Source organism: Chitinimonas prasina (assembly GCF_030160395.1).
GTDB classification, from domain to species: domain Bacteria; phylum Pseudomonadota; class Gammaproteobacteria; order Burkholderiales; family Chitinimonadaceae; genus Chitinimonas; species Chitinimonas prasina.
Genome location: NZ_BSOG01000002.1, coordinates 1,207,320 through 1,232,247 on the forward strand (window position 1 = coordinate 1,207,320; position 24,928 = coordinate 1,232,247).

The following is a 24,928-nucleotide window of genomic DNA, read 5'->3' on the forward strand; positions in this document are numbered from 1 at the left end:
CATGCCCATTGCGCGCTTTATTTCATCCGATGGGCCTTACCTTGAGGCCTTGATCGAAGTGGATGGGCAGGTGCTGTGCGTCATGGACGACTTCAGCCCTGAGACAGGGGATCTGCCCCCAGTTGGCACACCTGTCGCACTCTGTTTCGATAGCTACGTCAGCGATGACGAGGACTGGGACGACGTCTTTACTGGCAATCCAGATCAGCGCCAAGGCTTGGTGCGCTTGGATGGGTGGCGATATCGTGCCTACGGCAGGATCGTTGCCATTCAACCTGTATTGGTGGATTGCGGCCTTCTTGTAGTCGACGAAGTCATCCACACCCACGATCCCCAAGTCATCGGCGCCTACGTCGCCTTCACCATACAGCGCCTGACAGCACGCCCAGGCTAAGAGCCTGTTCAAAGTCTTTTCGCCGCGTCGTTCGCACGGTGAAAAGACTTTGAACAGGCTCTATGCCGCCGCGACAACATGTCGCAGGCCATGCCACCCCAAGTTCCCTAGAATCCGGCCGATTCGAACAGGGAGCGCAGCATGCAGTACACACCACTGGCCGCAGCCTTGCTGGCAGCCGTATCTGCCCAGGCCTTTGCAGATCATCGCGACAAGGAAGCGCCGGTCAAAGAGCTGGGCACCATCACGGTATCTGGCCAGCGGGTCAGCTCCCTGCCACGCCATATCCCCACCACCGTGGAGGGCATCAGCGGCAAGCAGGTGGAGGAAACCATCAACGCCACCGACAGCGAAGACGCGCTCAAATACCTGCCCAGCCTGAATGTGCGCAAGCGCTTTATCGGTGACTACGATCATGCCGTGCTCGCCAGCCGTGCCTCCGGCACCGGCAACAGCGCCCGCTCGCTGGTCTACGCCGACGGCATCCTGCTCTCCAACCTGTTGGGCAACGGCGCCAGCTTTACCCCACGCTGGGGCCTGGTAACGCCCGAAGAGATCGCACGGGTAGATGTGCTTTACGGCCCATTCTCTGCCGCTTATTCCGGCAACGCCGTCGGCGCGGTGGTCGATTACGCTACCCGCATGCCCAGGCAGTTCGAAGCCCATGTCAAACTAAGTGGATTTCGCCAGGGCTACCAGCAGTACGGCACCGATGATCACTACAGTGGCAATCAGGCCAGCGCCTCGCTGGGCAACCGCAACGGCAACTGGTCCTGGTGGTTCAACGTCAACCAGCTCGATAGCGATGGCCAGCCCATTGCCTTCGTCAATAAACTGGCCAGCAGTGGCACGGCCATCAGCAACGGCGTTGCCGTGACCGGCGCCATAGCCGACAAGAATCCGAAGAACCAGGACTGGTGGATACTGGGTGCAAGCAATCAGGTACACACCGTGCAGCGCCACGCCAAGGCCAAGCTGGCCTACGATTTCACGCCCGGCCTGCGGGCCAGCTACACCCTGGGCTGGTGGCAGAACCATGCCGAGCGCCACTCGGACAGCTATCTGCGCGATACGCAGGGCAGGCCCGTCTATAGCGGTAATATCGTCCTCGGCGGTCGGCAGTACAGCCTGCAGGCCACCGACTTTGGCACCAGCCGTGGCGCGCTTACCCATCTGATGCATGGCCTGTCGCTCAAGCAGCATGGTCAAGGACAGTTCGACTGGGAAATCGCCGGCAGCCTCTACGACTACCATCGCGATCAGGTACGCAGCCCCACCACGCCTTTGCCCCTTGCGCTGACGGGGGGCAATGGCCAGCTTACCGACATGGCCGGTACAGGCTGGCGTACGCTGTCGCTCAAAGGCATATGGCACCCCGGTGGCCCACAGGGCGAGCATCAGATCGATCTAGGCGTGCAAGCCGACACCTATCAATTGCGTACACGGGTGGGTGGCACCCGCCATTGGCAACACGGCGGTGCTGAAACAACCCTTTCCGCCTTCAGCGGCAATACCCGCCTGCAAAGCCTGTACCTGCAGGATACCTGGCGCTTTGCTCCAGACTGGCGCACCACCCTGGGTGGCCGCTTCGAACGCTGGCAGGCCTGGGGTGGCGAAATTGCCAATGCCACCAGCCGGCTCCGCTTTGCCGAGCGCAGCGAACAGCACTTCTCGCCCAAGGCCGCGCTCGCCTACCGGGCCAATGCGGATTGGCAGCTCAAGGCCTCGCTGGGCCGTTCGGTGCGCATGCCCACGGTGGCCGAGCTCTACCAGGGCACCATCTCAGCCGGTGTCATTGTCAACAACGACCCCAAGCTCAAACCCGAACGCGCCTGGACCAGCGAATTGACGGCAGAGCGGCGGCTGGATGGGGGTAGCCTGCGCAGCACCCTGTTCCTTGAAGACAGCCGCGACGCGCTGTACTCGCAGACCGATGTCACCGTCACACCCAACGTCACCAATATCCAGAATGTGGATGCCATACGTACCACGGGCCTGGAAATGGCCTTGCAATTGCAGGATGTGGGCTTGCATGGCCTGGATCTCAGCAGCAGCCTGACCTACGCCCATTCCATCATCACCCGCAATGCACGCTTCCCCGCCAGCGTGGGCCGCTGGCAGCCCCGGGTGCCACAATGGCGGGCCAACCTGCTGGCCAGCTATCATCTGAGTGCCGCACTCAGCACCAGCGTGGGCCTGCGCTACAGCGGCAAGCAATACGGTACGCTGGATAATTCCGACCCAAATGGCGACACCTATACCGGCGTCAGCCGCTTTCTGGTGGCCGACATCCGGGCTCGTTACCGCTTCAGCAAGCAATGGTCCGCTGCCGTAGGCGTAGACAACCTCAACAACACCCGCTACTGGGCCTTCCACCCCTATACCCAGCGCACGGTTTTTGCCGAACTGCGTTTCGATAACTGAGCGAACCCCACTTGCCCTCCCACGCCTTGCCCACTCTGCCGTCGTTGCAAGCCCGCCGCCGCAGCCTGCTCTGGCGCATCCATTTCTGGGCTGCGCTGATCGCCTCGCCATTTGCCTTGCTGGCTGCGCTGACAGGCTTGCTATACGTATTCACGCCACAAATCGAATCACAGCTTTACAGCCCACTGCGGGAGGTACAGGCCAGCGGCAGCCGGCAAAGCCTGGACAGCTTGATAGACCGTGCCACCCGGCACGCCCCCTCCGGCATGGTGCTCCATAGCGTACGCCCGCCCTTCTTGCCGACCGACAGCGCACAAATGGTGTTCAGCGCAGATCCGGGCCTGGCTGGCGAGCACGCACGGCATGGGCATGCGGCAACGGCGGATCGGGGTCGACTCATCATTTTTGTAGACCCCTACACTGCTCAGATACTGGGCAGTCTGTGGGAGGACGAGCAGTTCAGCTCATGGGCGCAAAGCCTGCACGCCAGCCTGCTGCAAGGTGATGGCTGGCGCTGGTTGATCGAACTGGCTGCCAGCTGGCTCATGATCATGCTGCTGACAGGCATTTACCTAGCATGGCCCGATAGCTTGCCATCGCTACTGCCGCGCAAGGGATTGCAGGGACGGCGCTGGTGGCGCCAATGGCATGCCTTGCTGGGTCTTGTGCTCAGCCTGATCAGTCTGGTGATACTCACCACCGGGCTCACCTGGAGCAAGTATGCAGGCGAGCAGATACGCAGCCTACGCGATATGACGGGCCAAGCGCCGCCCAGAGCGCCCAAGCAGTTGCAATCGCAGGCGCCCGATGGTGCGACACCCCTAGGCTGGCAAGCCATCTGGGATCACAGCCGGCAACAGGCACCACAGATCGCCATGCAGCTCACACCACCCAAGCAGGCTCTAGGTGTCTGGCGCGCCAACAGCATCAACACGGCAGAGCCGCTCAAGCGCTTTGAGCTGCTGTTGGATCGATATACCGGCCAAGGTCTGTATTACGCAGGCTGGGAACAGCAAACCGCATTCAGCAAGGCAGCGGCTATCGGCATACCATTTCACCGGGGCGATTTCGGTTGGTGGAACCAGGGCTTGCTGCTGTTGTTTGGCCTGGGCGTCGTGTTTTCCCTTGTCTCCGGCTGGGTGATGTACTTCCAGCGTCGCCGTCACGGCGCCAGCGTGCTGCCCAGGCTGCTGCCCGGCAGTTGGCGAGCCTTGCCCATAGCTGCCTGGCCCTTGCTACCCATCCTGATGCTGGGCATGCCCGTACTGGCAGCGTCATCATGTGTCATTGCGCTAATGGAAGGCTGGCTGCATTACCGTGAGCGCGCTGCTATCCGTCAATAAGAGCCTGTTCACGATCTTTTCGCCGGGGTGAAAAATCGTGAACAGGCTCTTAAACCTGCACGGACGACACTTGCTTCATGCAGCGCAACACAAACATCGAGCGGCTATGGCGTATGCCTGAGATGCGGTAAAGCTTCTCGCGCAGAAAGCGCTCATAGCCAGCCGTGCCGTCGACCGCCACCTTGACCAGGTAGTCGTATTCGCCCGAGACCAGGTAGGCCTCCAGCACTTCGGGCAGCAGCGCCAGCTCCTCGCCGAAGCGGGCCAGTGCATCATCCTCGTGCCTGTCCAGCGTCACTTCCAGTAGTACCGTATCGGCCAAACCCATCTTCTGCTGATCTATCAAGGCCACATAGCCCTGAATATAACCCTCGTTTTCCAGTTGCCGGGTACGGTTCCAGCACGCCGTGGTAGACAGGCCTACCTGTTCCGCCAGCTCGGCATTGCTGAGCCTGGCATTGCGCTGTAGCGCACGCAGTATCTTGCGGTCCTGGGCGTCCAGAGGCCGATGTTTGGCAGCCGTCATCTTGATTAAGAATCCTGTTCTATATTTGTGAAAATTTCAGGAATATTCATCAGAATAATACTGGCAATCACACAAAGATAGAAAGCCTATTCACCACCGGCCTAGGTATATTTTCCCTCACGCTTTCGTGTCTGGGCGGTGATGTTGGCCACAAGCCAGGCAGAATAACCGCGCCACCACAATACGGCGGCCGGTACGCAATGCCGCGCTCCACAGGGTGCGGACAGGGGGCAAGCGGGGTGCGACTGGCACCTTCAATGCGTCCACCTGGCACGAGGCGAACCCTGTAAAAACCTGCTGTCGTTGAAAAACCGAACGGCAGCGGATTGCCGAGGGTGATTCAAACAGGAGAGAGCCTGCTGGTTCAGGCTACGCTGACGTCCAGCGCCAGGTTTGCCCTGGCGCCTGCTCATTCCGCCACCATCCATGACATGAGTTCATTGCAGGCACTACCAGCCTGCTTAGGTGACGGCAACCACACCGTCCTAGAAATGAAACTCCAGCAGCAGTTGCGGCACCTTGGCCTCCGTACCATTCCCAGGCCGGTTGCCGAACTTGTTGCGCCAGTACTGGTAGCCCACACCTGTCCAGAGCTGGTTCTTTTTGCCATATAGTTTGCTGACATCCGCCAGCAGCGCAGACTCCAGCAATGTTTCCGGCTCGGTCTGCACGTCAAAGCCATCCTTGCCCTTCTCGCCTATATAGTTGGCAAAGCCCTTGAACTTGAGCGGCACGCTGGTATTGATGGGGAAACTCCAGGCTGTGCTGACGCCCCAGGTCGAATCGAAATTCACTCGGCGTCCTACTATGCCGTTGTTATTGCGCTCCTTCATGAAGAGCAGCGACACATCCCAAAAGCCCGGCACATCGAAACGCAGCTTGGGGCCGGTCACAAACAGCTTTTTGCGTGGCGCAAACCGGGTGTCCTTGGTATTGAGGTCTATCCCAGTCATCCAGCCGACATCGCGTACCGGGCCAAACTTCACCGGCTGCCCACGTATGGCCGAGAAACTCAAGGTATTGCGATAGGCCAGATACGCCTCACGTGCGCCGCCGCCATTGCGGGCGGGATCGTCGGCGTCGGAGAACAGCAGGTCCAGGTTCACGAAATTATCGCCATAGGCAAAGCCACCCACATACTGAAGCTGCACGATGCGCTTGCTTATATCCTTGGGGTTGCCGGGCTCGGCATAATCGGTACCGTAGCGCATGCCGACAAAGGGATCGGACCAGCTGGCCGCCGCCACCGTCCCACAAACCAGGGCCAGCCAGCTCACCCTTGCCGCGCTGCTCAGATAGATGTGTCGCATGGCCTGCTCCTGTGTCTAGGCTTGAATACCCACTATAGGTGACGCTGGAAAAGCTACCGCACGGCAGCACCGCCCTCCTCTCCACGCCCATCCCTTATGGCCAAGGCAACTCACTGCCGCGAACGTCAGCTTTCCAGCACAGCCCACCCCGGCTACACTCGGCAGTCCCTTCTGCACCGCAACATTTTTATTCGGCCGCCCATGGAACATCTCGATCTCGCCCCCAGCACTGCCACCGCCGGTACGGTACGCCTGCCAGGCTCCAAGAGCATTTCCAACCGCACCCTCTTGCTGGCTGCGCTCAGCGAGGGCAGCACCGAGGTGCGCGGCCTGCTCGACTCGGACGATACCCGCCGCATGCTGGAGGCACTGACCAGCCTGGGCGTGCACTGGACGCAAACCGGCGAGCGTGCCTATCGGGTGGAAGGCGTGGGGGGCAAGTTTCCCAACCACCAAGCCGATCTGTTCCTGGGCAATGCCGGCACGGCCTTCCGTCCGCTGACTGCTGCGCTGGCGCTGATGCAGGGCCACTACCAGCTGAGCGGCGTGCCGCGCATGCACGAGCGCCCCATAGGCGATCTGGTAGACGCGCTGCGCGAGCTGGGCGCGCAAATCGACTACCTGGGTACGGAAGGCTACCCGCCGCTGGCCATCAAGCCCTGGCAGAATCAGCACAATGAGCGCCCTGGCCTGCGTACCCGCGTGCGCGGGGATGTGTCCAGCCAGTTCCTCACAGCCCTGCTGATGGCCCTGCCATTGAGCGGCGAAGATGCCTTGATCGAAGTCACCGGCGAACTGATTTCCAAGCCTTATATCGAGATCACCCTCAACCTGATGCGCCGCTTTGGCCTGCATGTGGAACGCCGTGGCTGGAGCGAATTCCACCTGCCTGCCGGACAGTCCTACCACTCGCCCGGCTTGATCCATGTCGAGGGTGACGCCAGCTCTGCCTCCTACTTTCTGGCAGCTGGCGCCCTCGGTGGTGGCCCGGTGCGGGTGGAAGGCGTAGGGGCGGACTCTATCCAGGGTGACGTCAAGTTTGCCGATACCCTGGCACAGATGGGCGCGCTGATTGCGCTGGGCGAGGACTGGATAGAATCCAGCGGCCCAGTCGCCGCCCGTGGCGGCAAGCTGCGCGCCATCGACGCCGATCTCAACCATATCCCCGATGCGGCCATGACCATTGCCGTGCTGGCATTGTTTGCCGATGGCACCACCACCATACGCAATGTCGCCAGCTGGCGCGTGAAGGAAACCGATCGGCTCAGCGCCATGGCGACCGAACTGCGCAAGGTGGGCGCCACGGTGGAAGAAGGCGCCGATTACCTGCGCATCACCCCACCGGCCGTGCTCACACCCCATGCCGTCATTGATACCTACGACGACCACCGCATGGCCATGTGCTTCTCGCTGGTGGCCGTGGGCGGCACACCCATACGCATCAACGACCCGCGCTGCGTGGGCAAGACCTTCCCCGAATACTTCGACGTGCTCGCTACCGTATCCCGATGATTTGGTCGGCCTACCGCCAGCCGGTACAATAGCGCCCAATGCAGGCTGCCTATCCTCTCTCCTCCGGGAGAGGGCTGTGTGAGGGGATGCCGCCTGCCACCCAGACTGTTTCCCTATTTTCCCAGGTCGCGCCGCCTGCCCTCTCCCGGCAGGCTTGGTCGCCGGCCTGGATGGCACAACTGATATGTCTCTGCTTCCCCTACTGAATCAACGCTTTGCTGCTGCCCTTGCGGCGGTAGGCGCACCCGACGCCCAGGCATTGGTGCAATTGGCTGGCCGCCCCGAGTTTGGCGACTACCAGATGAATGGCGTGATGGGTGCCGCCAAGGCACTCAAGCTCAATCCGCGGGAGCTGGCCCAGAAGGTCATAGACAGTGTGGATCTGGCCGGTATCGCCGCCAGCCTCGAGATAGCAGGGCCTGGCTTCATCAATATCAAGCTCGATGACGGCTTCCTGGCCCAGCGGATCGAAACCGCCCTGACCGACCCCAAGCTGGGCGTCGATGCCCTGCCTCGCCAACGGGTGATGGTGGAGTACTCTTCGGTCAACCTGGCCAAGGAGATGCATATTGGTCACCTGCGTGGCGGCATCATTGGCGACGCGCTTGCCCGCATCAATGGTTTCGTCGGCCAGGATGTGATACGGCAAAACCATGTGGGCGACTGGGGCACCCAGTTCGGCATGCTGGTGGCCTTTATGGTGGAATCGCGCAAGGCGGGCGAGGCGGAATACGCGCTCAAGGATCTCGATACGTTCTACAAGGCATCCAAGAAGCGCTTTGACGAAGACCCTGCTTTTGCTGATCTGGCCCGTGACTATGTGGTCAAGCTGCAAGGTGGCGATGCCGAAGTGCTGGCGCTGTGGCGGCAGTTCGTGGAGCTGTCGCTGGCACACTGCAACGATATCTACCAAAAGCTGGGCCTGCTGCTCAACGATGGCGATGTCCGTGGTGAAAGCTTCTACAACAATGACCTGCCGGTGCTGGTGGACGAACTGCGGCAGCAGGGCCTGCTGACTGAAGACCAGGGCGCCCAGGTGGTGTTCCTGGACGAGTTCAAGAACAAGGAAGGCGATCCGGCGGCCTATATCGTGCAGAAGCAAGGTGGCGGCTACCTTTACGCCACCACCGACCTGGGCGCCATCCGTTTCCGTGCCCGCGAGCTCAAGCTCGATCGCTGCCTTTATGTGGTGGACGCACGCCAGGCCCTGCATTTCCAGCAGTTGTTCACAGTGGCGCGCAAGGCCGGCTTCGCGCCTGCCAGCCTGCAACTGGAACACGTGGCTCACGGCACCATCATGGGCGCCGACGGCAAGCCATTGAAGACTCGCGCAGGCGAGAACATCAAGCTGGTAGACCTGCTGGACGAAGCCATAGAGCGCGCCTACCAACTGGTCAGCGACAAGAATCCCGAGCTTGAAGAGTCAACCCGCCGCGATATCGCCAAAGCGGTTGGCATTGGTGCACTCAAGTATGCTGATCTGTCGAAGAACCGTACCACCGACTACATCTTCGACTGGGACACCATGCTCTCATTCGAGGGCAACTCAGCGCCATACCTGCAGTATGCCTATACACGCGTCCGTAGCATCTTCCGTAAAGCAAGTGATATTGATGCCAATACAGCAGTGCACTTAACCAATCCGGTAGAACATGCACTGGCGCTTGAACTGGCGCGCTTTGCAGACGTCGTACATCAGGTAGCCCGCGACAGCCAGCCGCATTTCCTCTGCGCCTACCTGTACAACGTGGCCACCGCCTTCTCGCGCTTCTTCGAGGCCTGCCCGGTGATACAGGACGGCCAGACCAATGCCTCCCGCCTCAAGATCTGCGACCTGACCGCCAAGGTGCTGGCACAAGGCCTGGGCTTGCTGGGCATTGCCGTGCTGGAGGCCATGTAAGGCGCACCTGGCCGTACCTGATAGCGCAATACCCGCGCACAACAAAAGAACCGCCGGCTATGGCGGTTTTTTTGCGTGATGCTGGGAAGCCTATCGGGATGCCAGCCACCTCAGCATCCCGACGAGCGATTCGGTATTGAGGTGTAAGCAACGCCCCGCAGGCCCCATCATGCGGTAGGCGCACTCTGCAGCGTTGCCGGCTGTTCGCTGGTGTCGGTCAGTATCTGTATGGTCACCCGCCGATTGCGCGAGCGTCCGGCAGCGTTCTCATTGGGTTCCACGGGGCGGTTCTCGCCAAAGCCCAGCGCCACCAGCCGCGATGCTGCGACGCCACTGGCCTCGAACAGGCGCACCACCGTTCCGGCGCGTGCTGCGGACAGCTCCCAGTTGGAGGGAAACTGCGGCGAGGCAATGGGGACGTTATCGGTATGGCCTTCGATCTGGATCAGGTTCTTGCCCTGTGCCAGCTTCTGCGCAATGGTTCGTAGCGAACCACTGGCCGTGGTCTCCAGCGTGGCCGAGCCCACAGGAAACAGCAGGTTGGCGTTCACATCGATGGCTACCCCGCGCTTGTTCTCGCTGATGCGTATCTGGCCGTCATCAATCATGGGGGCCAGCGCCTCCTTCAGCTCGGACTGAATTTCCTTCATGGCCGCCGCCTTCTCGGCCTGCTCCTGCAGCAGTTTCTGTGCCTCGCGCCGTTCCTTGAATGGCAGGGCGATCACATTCTGGTTGTTGCCATTGGGATCGCTTTTCAGCAGCGCATTGCTGGAGGTATCAGGCTTGCTAAAGGCCACGGTCAGCGAATCGGACAATACCTTGTACTTGCCCTCGTTGACCTGCGAGATGGCGTACATCACCACAAAGAAGGCAAACAACAGGGTAATGAAGTCGGCGTACGACACCAGCCAGCGCTCGTGGTTGTCGTGGTCCTCGTGCTTACGCTTGCGCGCCATTGTTTTCATCCCTGGAGACAGCAACGGCCCGAACTACCGGGCCGTGCCTTGAACCGATCAACCGTACACCGGATAGATATCGGCCAGTCTTACTTTAGCTTGAGTTCCATAAAGCTGCCCAGCTGGGCGCCAGCAGAAGCGCCGATGGAACGGGCAAAGCGTTGTGCCCAATCCTCGCGCGGGGTGAAGTCGACAATCTCCTCGGCCTTGACCACGTCACGCGCCACGCTCTCGGCATTGCCGTAACCATCGGCCAGGCCAAGGGCCACGCTCTTCTCGCCACTCCACACCAGGCCGGAGAACATGTCAGGCGTCTCTTTCAGGCGCTTGCCACGGCCGGTACGCACCACGTCGATGAACTGCTGGTGGATTTCGCCCAGCATCTGCTTGGCGTATTCGGTTTGCGTAGCCGATTGCGGCGAGAAGGGATCCAGGAAACCCTTGTTATCACCCGCCGTCAGCAGCCGACGCTCCACACCCAGCTTCTCCATGGCACCGGTAAAGCCAAAGCCATCCATCAGCACGCCGATCGAGCCCACCAAGCTAGCCTTGTCGACATAGATCTTGTCGCCGGCCACCGCCACATAGTAACCACCCGAGGCGCAGATATCGTCCACCACCACATACAGCGGTGTATTGGGGTGCAGCTTGCGCTGGCGCTTGATCTCATCGTTGATCTGCCCTGCCTGCACCGGGCTGCCGCCGGGGCTGTTGATACGCAGTATCACGCCCTTGGTATTCTTGTCCTTGAAGGCATTGCGCAAGCCCTCGTTGATGGTGTCAGCGTTGGCGCCCTCGCCCGCGGCGATCACGCCGGTCAGGTCAACCAGCGCGGTATGCGGGCCGGTAGTGGTGCCTTCAGGGGCTTCGCCATGGCGCCAGGTCACGATGATGGCCAGCACCAGGAACAACCAGGCAAAGCCGGCAAACTTGAAGAAGATGCTCCAGTTACGGCTCTTGCGCTGTTCCTTCAGCGTCGTCATGACCAGGCGCTCCAGCACCTGACGTTCCCAGTTCGGGTTTTCTTGCTCGCTCATAATTTCCTCTGTTACCAATCACACCAGACAGCGCTTGCCATCCGGCCAGTCAATTATCTTGGGATAGCGGCTCAGCGCCAGCCATCCTGTTCAGTTCGGGCATCCGGCAGAAAGAATACCTCGCCGCCCTCCTCCACTAGCACCAGCTTGGTCAGCCGCGCGCCCTTGCATGGCCCCCCCAGGCATAGCCCGGTATCAGGCCTATAGTATGCGCCGTGGGTAGCGCAGATCAAATACGAACGGCTCAGGTCAAAGAAGTCGCCTTCATTGAAATCCAGCTCTACCGGTATGTGGGCGCAGGCGTTCAGGTAGCCCTGCACCTTGCCATGCCAGCGCACCACGAACCCCGGTGCCGGCACGCCGGCCCACTCGGCCTGAAAGCGCTTACCCAAGCCACTGTCGGGCAGCTCTTCGCTGGCGCAGATACGCCACTTGCGCCCAGCATAATCAGCCATGCTCACGCAACCACCCATCGAGTTCAGCAAAGGTATCGAACAGGCCCAGCGGCTGCAACGCAGCCAGATCAGCCTTGGGGTGCGCACCATAGGCCACGCCCAGTGCAGGCGTGCCGGCGTTCAGCGCCATCTGCAGGTCGTGCGTGGTGTCACCTATCATCACGCTGCGCTGGGGTGCGACACCCAGTAATTCAGTGATCTCCTCCAGCATCTGCGGATGCGGCTTGGAATGGCACTCGTCGGCACAGCGGGTGGTCTCGAAAAACGCCCCCATACCGGTCTGTTCCAATACCCGATCAAGGCCACGGCGCGATTTACCGGTGGCCACGGCCATCTGGTAGCCCGCCGAGCGGTAGTGAGCCAAGGCCTCGGCCACGCCATCAAACAAGGCAATCTCGCCGTCGCGGGCCAGGTAGTGGGTCTTGTAGGCATCCACGATCTGCGCCACCTGGGCTGCCGTGGCGTCGGGGGCCAGGAAGCGCATGGCTTCATTCAGGCCATATCCAATCACGTAGCTGGCTTGCTGCCGGCTGGGTACGGCCAGGCCGACATCGGCAAACGCCAGTTGGATGGAACGGGTAATCAGTGCGGTGGAATCGGCCAGGGTGCCGTCCCAATCGAATATCAGGAGATCAAAGCGGTCGGCCATCAAAGCGATTCCAGGCTGTTCATATAGGTTTGCAGTTCCAAGGGCAGCGGAGCCTCCAGCTTGAGCGGCTCGCCACTGATGGGATGGTTCAGCGTCAACCGCCAGGCATGCAGGAACATGCGCTTGAGCCCTTGCCGTGGCAGTGCCTTGTTCAGTGCAAAATCGCCGTACTTGTCATCGCCCAGGATAGGAAAGCCAGATTGCGCACAGTGCACCCGTATCTGATGGGTACGGCCGGTTTTCAGTTCGCACTCCAGCAAGGTGGCATCGGCAAAGGCGGCCTTGCGGTTGAATACCGTGTGGGAGTCCTGGCCGTCAGGGGTCACGTTCACCCGGCGCTCGCCGTCTGCCGTGACATATTTCTGCAGCTTGAAACGCACATGCCGCCTTGCGTCGGGGAACACCCCCTTCACCAGTGCCAGATAGCGTTTGTCCATACCGCGGTCATTACGCAACATCTCGTGCATGGCCACCAGCGCAGCCCGCTTCTTGGCCACCAGCAATATGCCGGAGGTCTCGCGGTCCAGCCTGTGAACCAGCTCCAGGAACTTGGCCTGGGGCCGCAAGGCACGCAATTGCTCGATCACCCCGAAGCTCACGCCGCTGCCGCCATGCACCGCCACGCCGGCCGGCTTGTCTATCACCAGCAGCGCCTCGTCTTCATACAGTATGGGCAGTGCCGGCCCACGGGCCGCAGCTGCCTGGCTAGGCTTGGCGCTGGGTTCCGCCAGGCGGATGGGCGGTATGCGTATCTGGTCGCCTTCCACCGTGCGATAGGTGACGTCGGCCCGCCCCTTGTTCACCCGCACCTCTCCCGAGCGCACGATCCGGTAGATCAGCGACTTCGGCGCACCCTTAAGGTGCTTCATCAAATAGTTATCCAAACGTTGGCCGGCTTCTTCGCTGCCGACCACGAGGTACGAAACTTTGCTAGGGGTGTCCATCTGACATATACTCTGGCGGTCTTGCCATCCGCTTAGGCCGGCCTTGCCGGAACCACCGGCGGCAGACCGTCTGTTCTACCGCACCGGGCCAAAATGGCCGCTGCGGTCTTCAAAGGAACGGATTATCTCACGCGCGACCGGCTCGCGCGGCCTTTCCCGCTCTTTCCCCTACGTCTTTTTCTCTCTTGCCGTGCCGGCTACCCGCCAGGCACCACGTGCGCAAGGCAGACGTGAGCGCTTAGGTGCGCCAAACCAGGGAAACTCGGACAAGGCCAATGCCGGTGCGGTTAACGTCGTTCACCGCAAAGCAACGACGGCACAAAGTGACAAAACGCACGACCGGACATCAGCAGGCTGATGCCCCCATAAACCAGGGCTATCAGTCGGCAATACTAGGACACACCCGTGCGCGGCAACGACCTCTCGGCCGCGACGATAGTATGGAACCTTGGGGACCTACGCCTTGCTAAACCATTTGCAACGCCTCTCTGCCTGAGTCTTCCCTCGACGGCCAACCGCCGTCGGTGTGTTCGCCCCTGCCTGTCCGGCGGCGGGAGAACGAAACATGAAACGCATGCTGTTCAATGCGACACAAGCTGAAGAGCTTCGTGTCGCCATCGTCGACGGCCAGAAGCTGATTGATCTGGATATCGAAACCGTCGGCAAGGAACAACGCAAAAGCAATATCTACAAGGCCGTCATCACCCGCATCGAGCCCTCGCTCGAAGCCTGCTTTGTCGATTACGGCACCGACCGCCACGGTTTCCTCCCCTTCAAGGAAGTTGCCCGCTCCTATTTCAAGGAAGGCGCCGACGGCCGTTCGCGCATCCAGGACGCGCTCAAAGAAGGCATGGAGCTGATCGTCCAGGTTGAAAAGGACGAACGCGGCAACAAGGGCGCTGCCCTCACCACCTTTATCTCGTTGGCCGGCCGCTATCTGGTGCTGATGCCCAACAATCCTCGCGGCGGTGGCGTATCGCGCCGTATCGAGGGCGAAGAGCGCCAGGAACTGCGCGCCACCATGGACCAGCTCGACGTGCCCAGCGGCATGTCCATCATCGCCCGTACTGCCGGCATAGGCCGTACCGCCGAAGAGCTGCAGTGGGACTTGAACTACCTGCTAAAGCTGTGGAAAGCCATCGATTCGGCCGCCACCCCCAGCTTCGAGCTGCAGGCCGCCGATCCAGAGCGCCCTGGCAAGACCATTACCAAGTACGTCCCCACCCCCACTTCGCCCGAGGGCAAGCACCTCAAGCGCGACAATCCCGCTCCCTTCCTGATCTATGAAGAAGGCAGCCTGGTGATCCGCGCCATTCGCGACTACTACCAGCCTGACATCGGCGAAATCCTGATCGACACCGAATTCGTGTTCAATCAGGCACAGCAGTTCATGAGCCATGTGATGCCTGGCTTCGTGAACCGCGTGAAGATGTACAAGGACGACGTTCCGCTGTTCTCGCGCTTCCAGATCGAACACCAGATCGAAACCGCGTTCTCGCGCGAAGTGGCCCTGCCCTCCGGCGGCGCCATCGTGATCGACCATACCGAAGCCCTGGTATCGGTGGATGTGAACTCGGCCCGCGCCACCAAGGGTGGCGATATCGAAGAGACCGCCACCCGCACCAACCTGGAGGCTGCCGACGAAATCGCCCGCCAGCTGCGACTGCGTGACCTGGGCGGCCTGATCGTGGTCGACTTCATCGACATGGAAAAGGCCGGCAACCAGCGCGAGGTGGAAAACCGCTTGCGCGATGCCCTGCGCCATGACCGTGCCCGCGTGCAGACCGGCAAGATCTCGCGCTTCGGCCTGATGGAACTGAGCCGGCAGCGCCTGCAGCCCAGCCTGGGCGAAACCGCCCACCAGCCCTGTCCGCGTTGCCATGGCACCGGCTTTATCCGTGGTATCGAATCCTCGGCCCTGCACATCCTGCGCATCATTCAGGAAGAGGCCATGAAGGAGAACACCGGCGCCATCCACGCCCAGGTGCCTGTCGATGTCGCCACCTTCCTGCTGAACGAAAAGCGCGCCGACATCTTCTCCATCGAGTCGCGCCTCAAGGTTGGCGTGGTGTTGATCCCCAACATCCACCTCGAAACCCCCAACTACACCGTTACCCGTCTGCGCCACGACGACCTCAACCATATCGAGGAAGTCCTGCCGTCGTACAAGATGATGGAATCGCCTGCCGAGGAAGAACACAGCCACGGCAAGGGCAAGAACGACGAGCCCGCCAAGCCGCGCCAGGAAGCCGCCGTCAAGGCCATCACTCCGTCGCAGCCAGCCCCTATTGCTGTCGAGAAGCCCGCACCGGTCGAGGCCAAGCCGTCTTTCTTCGAACGCATAGTCCGTTTCTTCAAGGGCCCCGAAGTCGAAGAAGTGAAGCAGCCCGTACCCGCCAACAAGGGCGGCCGTGACCGTGGCAACCGCCGTGGCGAAGGCCGCCGTGGCGAGCGCAGCGAGCAGCAACGCAGCGAGCAGCCGCGCAACAACGACGGTCGTCGTGGCAACAACAGCGAAGAACGTCGTGGCGGCAGCAAGCCCCGTATCGAGGAAGACGAACAGCCACGCCAGCCGCGTCGCGAACGTGGCGAGCGCAATGAAGGCCGCAACCAGGGCGAAGGCCGTGGCGAACGCGAAAACCGCAACGAACGGCCACAAGGCGAAGGCCGCGAGCAACGCGAGCCGCGCCAGCCGCGCGAACAGCGCGAACAGCGCGAACAGCGCGAACCGCGTGAAGGCAGCGAAGCCCGTGCAGAGCGCGAGCCACGCGAAGCCCGCGAACCGCGTCAGCCACGCGAACCCCGCCAGCCACGCGAGCAGCGTGAGCCGCGTGAAACGAATGAGGCCCGCGCCGAGCGCGAACCGCGTCAACCACGCCCGCAAGCCGAACCCAAACCACAACAGGCCGAGGGCGAGGAGCCAAGCCAGCAGGAATTGCTGCCGGTAGACGGCCAGCAACCTGAAGGCGCTGAAGGTAGCGAAGGCCGTGGCCGTCGTCGTCGTGGCCGTCGTGGTGGCCGTGGCGAACGCGGTGGTGATAGCAACCAGAACCAGGGCGAAGGCAGCGAGAACGGCAGCGATGAAGCAGCAGACACGGTAGCCGCAGAAACCAGCCAGAACGAAGTGGCTGTACCTGTAGTCACCCAAGAGGCCGCACCCGCACCGGTTGAAGCCGCACCTGCCGCAGCAACCACCGCCGCACCTGCACAAGGCGCCTGGTGGGAAAGCAAGGGCGATGCCGCTACCCAGCCTGCCGAAGCCAAGGCCACCCCTGCACCGGCAGTAGCCGTCGCAGAGGCCGCAGCAGTGGAAGCAGCGCCAGCAGTTGCCGCCGTGGAAGCAGCACCGGCAGTGGCCGCCGTGGAAGCAGCACCGGCAGTGACCACCCCCGCCGCCGAAGTTGCAGCAGCAGCCGTAGCGCCAGTGGCAGAGCCCGCAGCAGTGGAAGCCATAGCGGCACCCGCCCCTGCCGTTGAAGCGGTCGTCGAAGCCGCTGTGGTTGAAGCGCCCAAGCCTGTTGCCCCCCAGCTGCCGGAAATCGGCCGACCCGAGGACGTCGGCCTGGTGCAGGTAGCCACCAAGGCCTTCGAGCCCCTGCCGGAACTGCCGCAGATTGCAGCGCCAACACGCCGCCGCCGTAGCGAAGTGAAGCCGACGCAGTCCACCGCACCGGTGCAGGAAGAACTGGTCATGGTCGAAACCAAGGCCGTGGAAACCAAGCCCGAGTAAGGCTGTTTCCCTGCATGCAGTAGCAACAACAAGGGCGCCAATGGCGCCCTTGTTGTTTTGCGTCACGATAAAACCAACCGACCTAGGTCAAGCAGCCTGCGCCACCCAGGTCCGGAACTGCAGCACCGTCACGCAGCAGCCGACAGGGCATCAGGCGTATCGGCGCCCGGCACTGCCAGCTAACGACTCAAGTACAGCCAATCAGTCGTTGCACTCAAAGCCGTAGTCGTCCTTATAGCGCTTGACCTGATCGGCCGGCATGGACTTGAAAATGACACAGACGGTGTAACTGCCCACCTGCTTGCCGTCCTTCACATAGCCCCAATCACTGATCTGCGCCCGGCTGAAAGAGTAAGACTTACCCGCCTCTACCGACTCCACGACTTCGGGATCGTTGGCGACGACACCGACAAAGCCTGTCTTTTCCCTTTTGAATGGTGTCACCCAGATATGCTCGGCACCATTCTCGTCTTCAAACCGGACTTTCAATTTATAACCCAATGTACCACTGGGCTTGCTCTCCGCCACCTGCAGGAAGGTATCCAGCGTCGCCTGGGCTTTAGCTATGGCGGCATTCATCGCCTTATCCTGATCATTGACGTAGACCACCTGGTCGCCGATCTTTTCATCGCCCGCCAGGCAAAAGCCAGCCGCCAGCACGCATACTGCAGCAAACAATGCAGATTTCATTTCGTTCTCTCTGATTCGTTCATTGAATATCCCGCCTGGATCCGGCATATCATGCTCCATCACCAGGGCAAGCAAAACAAAGGCGCTATTCAGCGCCTTTGTTTTCAATCATGCAGCAAGCCTAGTCCACCCAGACGTCAAAGCTGAAGTACTTATCGTTGACTTTTTTCCACTGGCCATTCTGTCGTATGGTCACTATAGCCTTGTCAAACATCACACGCAGCGCCTCATCCTGTTTACGCACTGCAATGCCGGGCCCTATACCAAAATACTTGATATTGTTTTTGTCGTTGATGGCCGGACCAGCAAAGGCCCAATCCTCGTTGCCGGTCTTACCCAGAAAGTCCGTGGCGGCAATCAGTGCATCCATGGCAGCGGCATCGAGTTTGTCCATCGCCATGTCTTCCATCAACATGGCATGGGTCTTGTAACGGGTAACTTTGGCACCCTTTGCCGCCAGTTCGCCCAAGACGTAACGCTCTTCGGCTGAGTTGATGGCCACACCCAGGCGCTTCCCTTTCAGGTCTGCGGGCAGTTTCTTGATCTTGCTGTCCGCTCGGACCAAGATGCGCGACGGCACCTGATAGTAGGTCTTGGTGAATGCAGCAAACTGCTTTCTCTCATCGGTGATATACATCGAAGAGACGATCGCATCGTATTTATCCTTGTTCAGATTTACCAGAAAGGCATTCCAGTCCGCCTCTTCCACGAACTCGCACTTCACCTGCATTGCCGTGCAGAGTTCATTGGCAATATCTACGTCAAACCCTGTCAGCACACCTTCCGGTGTTTTGAAGGTAAAAGGCTTGAATGACGGCTCTACGCCAATACGGACGGTTTTCCATTCCTTGGCCGGCGGTACGGTTTCGCTGGCTTTCCCTGCATCGGCTGCCGTATTGCTGGCATAGGCAAAACTCGAGGCTGCGAGGGCGATGACGAAAAATGAGCGTAAGTTCATTCTGACTCCAGTACAGTTGCATAGACACTAGGGTGCTTCCAGTAACCTCGGTTTTAAGGCGAGGCCCGGCGCCACCGAAGCATATCGACACCGCGTAAGCTGAATAGTTGGCGCGATATCCCCTAGTCAGCGCCGCTTTGTAGCGAGCTTCGGCGCCTCCAAACGTATTCGCACGCAGGCCAACTCTTTGCCAGTAGGTTGCGCGAGACATCCGGAAGCACCCACCAAGCTACGCTTCCTCCCGCGCGTTACGCCACGGCGACACCATGCGATCGGCAAGGAGGTTTTCTAGCGAGGATGGCACAAAAGCCCATGGTCAAGTCCAGACCAACCGATAAGAACCCGACCATCTGCGAGCTTGCGATAGTTTCATACTCTGCGCCCTCTCGTCCAGCCAGGGCAATTCAGCGCCGCTAACAAAACCTTTCTTGCGTTGTTGTGCGAGCTTGCCGTACGCACGTACTGTCCGCTGCGCGCACCTGCTGCTGCGCGCGCCAGCGCACGCAAGCCTAGCCAGAACCGCTACGCTGGGGTTTGCTAGCCGCACTTAGCAAAATATTAGTACTCTCTTAATTACATCTTCGGATCACGCAGACCTGCCTAGTGTGACGATGCGCTCACGCCAGCCACCTTGTGGCCCATGCACTTGGGACAAACGTAGCTCATACCTGCGTCGCCCACCGTGCTGACCACCGTGTGGCCAAGATCAACACACCAAGAGACATCGCCATGTTCAAACCCTGTATCACCGCACTGCTCTGCGCCGCCACCTTGCCTGCATTGGCCTGGAACAGCAACTTCAGCAACGTAAGCTTCGAGAATGCCGCAGGCCTCACCATTCCAGCCAAGCTGTTCGTGCCCGCAGGCTGGGTCGCAGGCGGCAATCAGCGCTACCCCGCAGTCGTCATGCTGCATGGCTGCTCGGGGGTCTATAGCTACAGCCTGCCCAATGCCAACAACAGCAATGTCCAGACCCTGTATCGCGAGTGGGCAGACCGCTTAGTGGCGCAGAACATGGTGGTGCTAGTCGTTGACAGCTTCAGCCCGCGCAAGCCTGCAGGCCAGAATCAGAGCGAATGCAACAACGGTGCTGGCGTTGGTATCTCGGAAGTCACCGATCGGCCGCTGGACGTCTACGCCGCCCGCAGCTATCTCGATAGCCGCAGCGACTTGGTTTCCGCAGGCCGCATGGCATTGCTGGGTTGGTCACACGGCGGCAGCACCGTCATGACCACGCTGGCCGACACCGAGCCGGATGGCACCACCAGCAAGCCTACAGCACAGCGTGGCTTCCGTGGTGGCGTAGCCTTCTATCCCGGCTGCGGCCTGAACAGTGCCTATAACGGCATCACCAACAGCAAATGGCGGCCCTATGCAGGTGTGCACATCCTGGCAGCCAGCGCCGACAAGCTCTACTACGACGCCAGCAAAGCCACCCAGGCACTCAAATATCCCTGCACCACCCGCCAGGATCGTGCTGCCCAGCTGGGAGCCAGCAGCCTTACTGGTAACGAAGTGCAGATGACTGTCTACCAGGGTGCTGCCCATAGCTTTGATGGCTCTGATGATGCCTGCGTCAACATTGCCAGCACACCGGATGCCTGCGCCAAAGAACAGGCCGATACCGCAGCGCTGAACCGCTTGCAGCAATACCTGAACTGAGAGCCTGTCATGGAATCAAGTCATCAATAGGTACCATTGACCGAGCAGGCGCCAGGGTAACCCTGGCGCTGAACGGCAGCGCAGCCTGAACCGGCGGGCTCTCCCCTGATTGAATCCACACCCCCCGCCCGCGCCGCCGCGCGGGAGCCTCGCTAACGCTCGTCATCATTGTGAATAGGCGCCAGCGCCTGCTATGGAATCAAGTCATCAATAGGTACCATTGACCGAGCAGGCGCCAGGGTAACCCTGGCGCTGAACGGCAGCGCAGCCTGAACCGGCGGGCTCTCCCCTGATTGAATCCCCCCCCCCCCGCCGCGCGGGAGCCTCGCTGACGCTCGTCATCTAGAAGGCCACGACTCACCCGGCCAGCAAGGAGCGCGCGGCCTCATAGCGGGTGGCAAAGTACTTGGTCTTCATGCTCTCTATCCGCACCCTACCTTTGGTGCTGGGTGCGTGGATGAACTTGTCATCGCCGATATAGATGCCCACATGCGAAAAGGAGCGGTTCATGGTGTTGAAGAACACCAGATCACCGGCCTGCAACTCCTCCCGCTTGATGGGCCGTCCCTTGCGAGCGATATCGGCTGCGCTGCCGTGCACTTCCATGCCCACTGCATTACGGAAGATAAAACTTACCATGCCCGAGCAATCCAGCCCCGCTTCCGGGTTCTTGCCGCCAAACACATAGCCCACATCAATCAGCCCCAGGGCATACATCACAATCTCACGCCCTGCCGCGCTCACCTCAATATGGCTGGGCGCCACTACCGGGCGAGCCGCTGGCGGCTTGCTGGCAACCTTGCCGGCGGGCTCGCCGACGGGCTTGTCCGGCGCACTGGCACATGCGGCCAGCAACAAAGGCAGCAAGACTACCCCCAGCAGCCGCCGACGCGGGTCAGCTATTATCTTCATGGTAGCTCCTCCAACCATGCGGCCAGAGCCGCTGCAGCCAATTGCCAGCCGGCATCCAGCATCAGCATATGACCCAGGCCTTGCAACATATGGGCACGCACACCCAAGGCCCGGGCTGCGCTATAGATCAGATGGCAGGGCATCAGCTTGTCATCATGACTACCCAGCACCAGCGCTGGCGGCATGCCGCGCGGCTGGCGCTGGTCAAACTGGGGTAGATTCATGTCTATCAGGGCGCGATCCGATTCATGCTGGAAACGCGCTGCGTAAGTCTGCAACTCTGCCTCCACAATGTGGGCCGAGAACAATAGCTCCCGCAGCTTGTCGAGCCGGGGCGGTACGCCCCCGTTCTGCAACAGATTCAGCTCCCACAGCAGCAGGGGATGCTGCCAAAACAAATGCAGTGCCGACCCCATCAAGCCCTCGGGTGGCACCGTGGCAAGCAGGGCCAGTCCCGGCAACACCTGCTCCCGCGCCACCATCTGGGCCAGGTAGCCACCCATGGAATGCCCCACCAGCACCGGCCTGCGCCCGGTCTGCATCTCGATCAACCTGATGGCTTGGGCCACATCCTCGGCGTACTCATGCACCGATGTGGCAGCCAGCCCGCCGCGCCCCTCACTCAAGCCATGGCCACGCAGGCTGACGGCAAAGCTGTGATAGCCGCGTTGGGCAAAATAAGCCAAGTAATGCATCTGCCAGCACCAGGCGGCAGCATAGGCGCCATGGATAAACAGCAAGGGCGGTCGCCCACTTGCCAGCAGCGCCTTTGATTCTATTATTTCCAGCTTTATATCAGCCACTTGGACACTGTTCTTATGAAATTCCCTGAGCATTGCCGGCCACCTTACGCCAATCCCCTGCCGCTTACAACCAAGCCCTCAGTTATTGACTTTTCGTTCAGCAATGAATAAATTACTCAAAAGTCACTAACTCACCTCCCAGCTTGGCAGATCGCCCCGTAAAGGCCTCACCCGCCCAGGAGCCCCATATGAACACCCCGCTACCACGCTGGCAGCGCCGCAAGGATGCCCGTCCGGCCGAGATCATCCAGGCCGCCCTGACCCTGTTCTCCGACAAGGGTTTTGCCGCCACCCGGCTGGATGATGTCGCCAAGCTGGCGGGCGTCACCAAGGGCACGGTCTATCTGTACTTCGAGAACAAGGAAGAGCTGTTCAAGGCGGTAGTACGCGAAACCGTCGTCCCCGCGCTGGAGTTTGCCGAGACGCTGGTAGAGGAGCATCAGGGCGCCTGGTCCGACCTGTTGTGGCAGCTGCTGTCCAGTTGGGCGGAGCGGATGGAGCACGCCACCTCCTCCGGCATCTCCCGGCTGATGATTGCCGAGGCCACCAATTTCCCCGAGCTGGCCCGTTTCTATGTGGATGAAGTCGTGGTGCGTAGCCGCCGGCTGTTTGCCGACGTGATCAGCCGCGGCATACAGAGCGGCGAGTTCCGTGAAGTCGATCCCATGATGGCCGCCCGGGCGGTCACCGCCCCGTTGGTGATGATCAAGGTCTGGAAGCAGAGTTTCTCGCTGTGCGATACCGAACCGGTCGACCTAAAAGCCTTTGCCCGCTTCCATTTTGATCTACTGGTACAGGGCCTGCGACACCGATAGCCCTCAGCATCCCGGCTGACACACCCACACTTCCCAGACGCCAGCCCAAGCTGGTGCGAGCCTCAAGAGCCACCCATGAACGACACCGCAAACCCATCTCAGAAGCAGACCAAGGCCAGGCTAGTGCTGGCACTCGCCATCGCCGCCATCGCAGGCTGGGTGGTCTACCACTGGTGGCATGGCCGCACGTATGTCGAAACCGACAACGCTCAGGTAGAGGGCCATATCGTGCCCATCGCCGCACGCCTGTCCGGCTATGTCCAGGCGGTGAAGGTGGCCGATAACCAGCCCGTCAGCGCCAGCAGCGTGTTGATCAAGATAGATGACCGCGACTACGGCGCCCGGCTGGCACAGGCCGAGGCCGACCTGAAGATCGCGATGGCTGCCGCCGGCAGCAAGGGCAGTACCGGTCAGGCCGAGGCCCAGATAGGCTATGCCCTGGCCAGCGCGGCCGCAGCGCAATCGACCATTGCCCTGGCAGCGGCGAATGCCGAGCGGGCGCACAATGATCTGGAACGGACCCGCTCATTGGCTGCCAAGGGCATGGCATCCAGCGCCCAGCTTGATGCTGCCCTGGCAGCCCAACGCTCGGCCGAGTCGCAGCTCAGGACCGCACGCGATACGGCCAGCGCGGCCAGCCAGCAGGTAGGCGTGGCCGGCGCCGGCCTGAAATCTGCCCAGGCCAAGGTCGATTCGGTTCGGGCTCAGCGTGATCTGGCTGCCATCCAGTTCAAGGATACCGAGGTGCGGGCCCCCATCACCGGTGTGGTCAGCAAGAAGTCGGTCGAAGTCGGCCAATTGGTACAAGCAGGCCAAACGCTGATGTATGTGGTACCACTCAGCGATATCTGGGTTACGGCCAATCTCAAGGAAACCGAAGTTGGCAATGTGCGGGCCGGCCAGGCCGTCACCGTCGAGGTGGACGCCTACCCCGGCAAGGCTTTTAGCGGCAAGGTAGAGTCCTTCAGCTCGGCCACCGGCGCCAAGTTTTCGCTGTTGCCGCCGGATAACGCCAGCGGCAACTTCACCAAGGTGGTGCAGCGGGTGCCCGTCAAGATCAGGCTGGCCGCGTTCGACCACAATGCAACCCCATTGCGCCCCGGCATGAGCGTCATGGCCAGCATACGCATACGCTGACGCCAGGCAGAAACACCATGCGCCTCGCCCTGATCTCCGACATCCACGGCAATCTCCCCGCCCTGCAAGCGGTGCTGGCCGATATTGCCCGACGTGGCATCACGCAGATCGCCAATCTGGGCGATAGCTTGAGCGGGCCGCTTTGGCCTGAAGAAACTGCGGTATTGCTGCGGCAGCAAAGCTGGCCGCAGCTGGCAGGCAATCATGAGCGGCAATTGTTGACCCAGCACCTGTCCCGCATGGCCGCCAGTGATCGCCATGCCCGCCAACAGATCAGCCCTGCCACCTTGCAGTGGCTGGCCAGCCTGCCGCCCACCCACCGGATGGGCGAGGTGCTGCTCTGCCATGGCACCCCTACCAGCGACCTGGCCTATTGCATGGAAACCGTAACCCCCACAGGCTGCCACATGGCCACGCCCACCGAGCTGGATGCACGCCTGGGCCAGGAGACAGCGCGCCTGATCGCCTGCGGCCACACCCATCTCCCCCGTACACTGTGTGCCCCCGATGGCAGGCGGGTGGTCAACCCTGGCAGTGTCGGCCTGCCGGCCTATGATGACGATAACCCACACTTTCATCTGGTAGAGAACGGCAGCCCCGATGCCCGCTACGCGATCGTCGAACGCCTGGCGCACGGCTGGCAGGTCGATCTGCTTGCACTGCCATATGACTTTGAATCCGCCGCCGCACAAGCAGCCCGCAATGGCCGGCCTGACTGGGCACACGCCCTGCGCACCGGCTACGCCCTCGTATCTCTTACCTGAGACTAAT

At 61.0% G+C, this 24,928-nt stretch carries 21 protein-coding genes; 10 read left to right on the top strand and 11 right to left on the bottom strand.

Annotated features, from left to right (window positions below):
* Window position 1 precedes the first annotated feature (1 nt).
* The 3 genes from QQK16_RS12595 to QQK16_RS12605 all read left to right on the top strand — a co-directional run bounded on the left by QQK16_RS12595 (window position 2) and on the right by QQK16_RS12605 (window position 4,161).
* Complete coding sequence (locus QQK16_RS12595; RefSeq protein ID WP_284196818.1) at window positions 2-394, top strand: hypothetical protein; 393 nt, start codon at window positions 2-4, stop codon at window positions 392-394.
* A 141-nt stretch (window positions 395-535) separates the two neighbouring features.
* Window positions 536-2,818, top strand: coding sequence for a TonB-dependent receptor (locus tag QQK16_RS12600; RefSeq protein WP_284196819.1), 2,283 nt, complete (start codon window positions 536-538; stop codon window positions 2,816-2,818).
* 11 nt (window positions 2,819-2,829) lie between these two features.
* A complete protein-coding gene (locus tag QQK16_RS12605; RefSeq protein ID WP_284196820.1) occupies window positions 2,830-4,161 on the top strand; it encodes a PepSY-associated TM helix domain-containing protein in 1,332 nt (443 codons plus the stop codon).
* Window positions 4,162-4,210: 49 nt separating this feature from the next.
* Here QQK16_RS12605 and QQK16_RS12610 read toward each other — a convergent pair whose 3' ends face one another.
* Complete coding sequence (locus QQK16_RS12610; RefSeq protein WP_284196821.1) at window positions 4,211-4,687, bottom strand: Lrp/AsnC family transcriptional regulator; 477 nt, start codon at window positions 4,685-4,687, stop codon at window positions 4,211-4,213.
* A 485-nt stretch (window positions 4,688-5,172) separates the two neighbouring features.
* Window positions 5,173-5,997, bottom strand: coding sequence for an outer envelope protein (locus QQK16_RS12615; protein WP_284196822.1), 825 nt, complete (start codon window positions 5,995-5,997; stop codon window positions 5,173-5,175).
* A 201-nt stretch (window positions 5,998-6,198) separates the two neighbouring features.
* Between QQK16_RS12615 and aroA the strand changes: the two genes are divergently transcribed.
* The gene (gene aroA, locus QQK16_RS12620; protein ID WP_284196823.1) at window positions 6,199-7,509 is read left to right on the top strand and encodes a 3-phosphoshikimate 1-carboxyvinyltransferase; all 1,311 of its coding nucleotides are present in this window, start codon (window positions 6,199-6,201) and stop codon (window positions 7,507-7,509) included.
* 184 nt (window positions 7,510-7,693) lie between these two features.
* Window positions 7,694-9,409, top strand: a complete 1,716-nt coding sequence (argS, locus tag QQK16_RS12625; RefSeq protein ID WP_284196824.1) for an arginine--tRNA ligase — start codon at window positions 7,694-7,696, stop codon at window positions 9,407-9,409.
* Between the two features lie 167 nt (window positions 9,410-9,576).
* Here the strand turns inward: argS and motD are convergent, their stop codons facing one another.
* The 5 genes from motD to QQK16_RS12650 form a co-directional block, all read right to left on the bottom strand.
* Window positions 9,577-10,365: a flagellar motor protein MotD gene (gene motD / locus QQK16_RS12630; RefSeq protein ID WP_284196825.1), complete on the bottom strand. Its 789-nt coding sequence runs from the start codon at window positions 10,363-10,365 to the stop codon at window positions 9,577-9,579.
* A gap of 89 nt (window positions 10,366-10,454) precedes the next feature.
* Window positions 10,455-11,402: a S49 family peptidase gene (locus QQK16_RS12635; RefSeq protein WP_284196826.1), complete on the bottom strand. Its 948-nt coding sequence runs from the start codon at window positions 11,400-11,402 to the stop codon at window positions 10,455-10,457.
* A 71-nt stretch (window positions 11,403-11,473) separates the two neighbouring features.
* Window positions 11,474-11,857, bottom strand: coding sequence for a Rieske (2Fe-2S) protein (locus tag QQK16_RS12640; RefSeq protein WP_284196827.1), 384 nt, complete (start codon window positions 11,855-11,857; stop codon window positions 11,474-11,476).
* Window positions 11,850-12,506, bottom strand: a complete 657-nt coding sequence (locus QQK16_RS12645) for an HAD-IA family hydrolase (RefSeq protein ID WP_308447018.1) — start codon at window positions 12,504-12,506, stop codon at window positions 11,850-11,852. The genes QQK16_RS12640 and QQK16_RS12645 overlap by 8 nt, the downstream gene beginning before the upstream one ends.
* A complete protein-coding gene (locus QQK16_RS12650; RefSeq protein ID WP_284196829.1) occupies window positions 12,506-13,450 on the bottom strand; it encodes an RluA family pseudouridine synthase in 945 nt (314 codons plus the stop codon). The genes QQK16_RS12645 and QQK16_RS12650 overlap by 1 nt, the downstream gene beginning before the upstream one ends.
* 565 nt (window positions 13,451-14,015) lie before the next feature.
* Between QQK16_RS12650 and QQK16_RS12655 the strand changes: the two genes are divergently transcribed.
* The gene (locus tag QQK16_RS12655; RefSeq protein ID WP_284196830.1) at window positions 14,016-17,180 is read left to right on the top strand and encodes a ribonuclease E/G; all 3,165 of its coding nucleotides are present in this window, start codon (window positions 14,016-14,018) and stop codon (window positions 17,178-17,180) included.
* A 201-nt stretch (window positions 17,181-17,381) separates the two neighbouring features.
* Here QQK16_RS12655 and QQK16_RS12660 read toward each other — a convergent pair whose 3' ends face one another.
* On the bottom strand, window positions 17,382-17,978 hold the full coding sequence (locus QQK16_RS12660; RefSeq protein WP_284196831.1) for a YegJ family protein: 597 nt from the start codon (window positions 17,976-17,978) through the stop codon (window positions 17,382-17,384).
* A 13-nt stretch (window positions 17,979-17,991) separates the two neighbouring features.
* Entirely contained in the window at window positions 17,992-18,828 is an 837-nt protein-coding gene (locus QQK16_RS12665) for a transporter substrate-binding domain-containing protein (RefSeq protein WP_284196832.1), read from the bottom strand.
* 729 nt (window positions 18,829-19,557) lie between these two features.
* Between QQK16_RS12665 and QQK16_RS12670 the strand changes: the two genes are divergently transcribed.
* Entirely contained in the window at window positions 19,558-20,490 is a 933-nt protein-coding gene (locus tag QQK16_RS12670; RefSeq protein ID WP_284196833.1) for a dienelactone hydrolase family protein, read from the top strand.
* 357 nt (window positions 20,491-20,847) lie between these two features.
* Here the strand turns inward: QQK16_RS12670 and QQK16_RS12675 are convergent, their stop codons facing one another.
* Window positions 20,848-21,402: a C40 family peptidase gene (locus tag QQK16_RS12675; protein ID WP_284196834.1), complete on the bottom strand. Its 555-nt coding sequence runs from the start codon at window positions 21,400-21,402 to the stop codon at window positions 20,848-20,850.
* Window positions 21,399-22,142 (bottom strand): alpha/beta hydrolase, encoded by a 744-nt coding sequence (locus QQK16_RS12680; protein WP_284196835.1) that lies wholly within the window; start codon window positions 22,140-22,142, stop codon window positions 21,399-21,401. Before QQK16_RS12680 ends, QQK16_RS12675 begins: the two co-directional genes overlap by 4 nt.
* A gap of 251 nt (window positions 22,143-22,393) precedes the next feature.
* On the opposite strand from QQK16_RS12680, the gene QQK16_RS12685 reads away from it, so the two are divergent.
* The 3 genes from QQK16_RS12685 to QQK16_RS12695 all read left to right on the top strand — a co-directional run bounded on the left by QQK16_RS12685 (window position 22,394) and on the right by QQK16_RS12695 (window position 24,921).
* Window positions 22,394-23,020: a TetR/AcrR family transcriptional regulator gene (locus QQK16_RS12685; RefSeq protein ID WP_284196836.1), complete on the top strand. Its 627-nt coding sequence runs from the start codon at window positions 22,394-22,396 to the stop codon at window positions 23,018-23,020.
* A 75-nt stretch (window positions 23,021-23,095) separates the two neighbouring features.
* Window positions 23,096-24,157: an HlyD family secretion protein gene (locus QQK16_RS12690; RefSeq protein WP_284196837.1), complete on the top strand. Its 1,062-nt coding sequence runs from the start codon at window positions 23,096-23,098 to the stop codon at window positions 24,155-24,157.
* Between the two features lie 17 nt (window positions 24,158-24,174).
* A complete protein-coding gene (locus QQK16_RS12695; protein ID WP_284196838.1) occupies window positions 24,175-24,921 on the top strand; it encodes a metallophosphoesterase family protein in 747 nt (248 codons plus the stop codon).
* Window positions 24,922-24,928 lie beyond the last annotated feature (7 nt).

Coding starts and splice junctions, on each gene's coding strand:
- QQK16_RS12595 (WP_284196818.1), top strand. CDS start 2: ATGCCCATTGCGCGCTTTATTTCATCCGATGGGCCTTACCTTGAGGCC.
- QQK16_RS12600 (WP_284196819.1), top strand. CDS start 536: ATGCAGTACACACCACTGGCCGCAGCCTTGCTGGCAGCCGTATCTGCC.
- QQK16_RS12610 (WP_284196821.1), bottom strand. CDS start 4,687: ATGACGGCTGCCAAACATCGGCCTCTGGACGCCCAGGACCGCAAGATA.
- QQK16_RS12615 (WP_284196822.1), bottom strand. CDS start 5,997: ATGCGACACATCTATCTGAGCAGCGCGGCAAGGGTGAGCTGGCTGGCC.
- aroA (WP_284196823.1), top strand. CDS start 6,199: ATGGAACATCTCGATCTCGCCCCCAGCACTGCCACCGCCGGTACGGTA.
- argS (WP_284196824.1), top strand. CDS start 7,694: ATGTCTCTGCTTCCCCTACTGAATCAACGCTTTGCTGCTGCCCTTGCG.
- motD (WP_284196825.1), bottom strand. CDS start 10,365: ATGGCGCGCAAGCGTAAGCACGAGGACCACGACAACCACGAGCGCTGG.
- QQK16_RS12635 (WP_284196826.1), bottom strand. CDS start 11,402: ATGAGCGAGCAAGAAAACCCGAACTGGGAACGTCAGGTGCTGGAGCGC.
- QQK16_RS12640 (WP_284196827.1), bottom strand. CDS start 11,857: ATGGCTGATTATGCTGGGCGCAAGTGGCGTATCTGCGCCAGCGAAGAG.
- QQK16_RS12645 (WP_308447018.1), bottom strand. CDS start 12,506: ATGGCCGACCGCTTTGATCTCCTGATATTCGATTGGGACGGCACCCTG.
- QQK16_RS12650 (WP_284196829.1), bottom strand. CDS start 13,450: ATGGACACCCCTAGCAAAGTTTCGTACCTCGTGGTCGGCAGCGAAGAA.
- QQK16_RS12655 (WP_284196830.1), top strand. CDS start 14,016: ATGAAACGCATGCTGTTCAATGCGACACAAGCTGAAGAGCTTCGTGTC.
- QQK16_RS12665 (WP_284196832.1), bottom strand. CDS start 18,828: ATGAACTTACGCTCATTTTTCGTCATCGCCCTCGCAGCCTCGAGTTTT.
- QQK16_RS12670 (WP_284196833.1), top strand. CDS start 19,558: ATGTTCAAACCCTGTATCACCGCACTGCTCTGCGCCGCCACCTTGCCT.
- QQK16_RS12675 (WP_284196834.1), bottom strand. CDS start 21,402: ATGAAGATAATAGCTGACCCGCGTCGGCGGCTGCTGGGGGTAGTCTTG.
- QQK16_RS12685 (WP_284196836.1), top strand. CDS start 22,394: ATGAACACCCCGCTACCACGCTGGCAGCGCCGCAAGGATGCCCGTCCG.
- QQK16_RS12690 (WP_284196837.1), top strand. CDS start 23,096: ATGAACGACACCGCAAACCCATCTCAGAAGCAGACCAAGGCCAGGCTA.
- QQK16_RS12695 (WP_284196838.1), top strand. CDS start 24,175: ATGCGCCTCGCCCTGATCTCCGACATCCACGGCAATCTCCCCGCCCTG.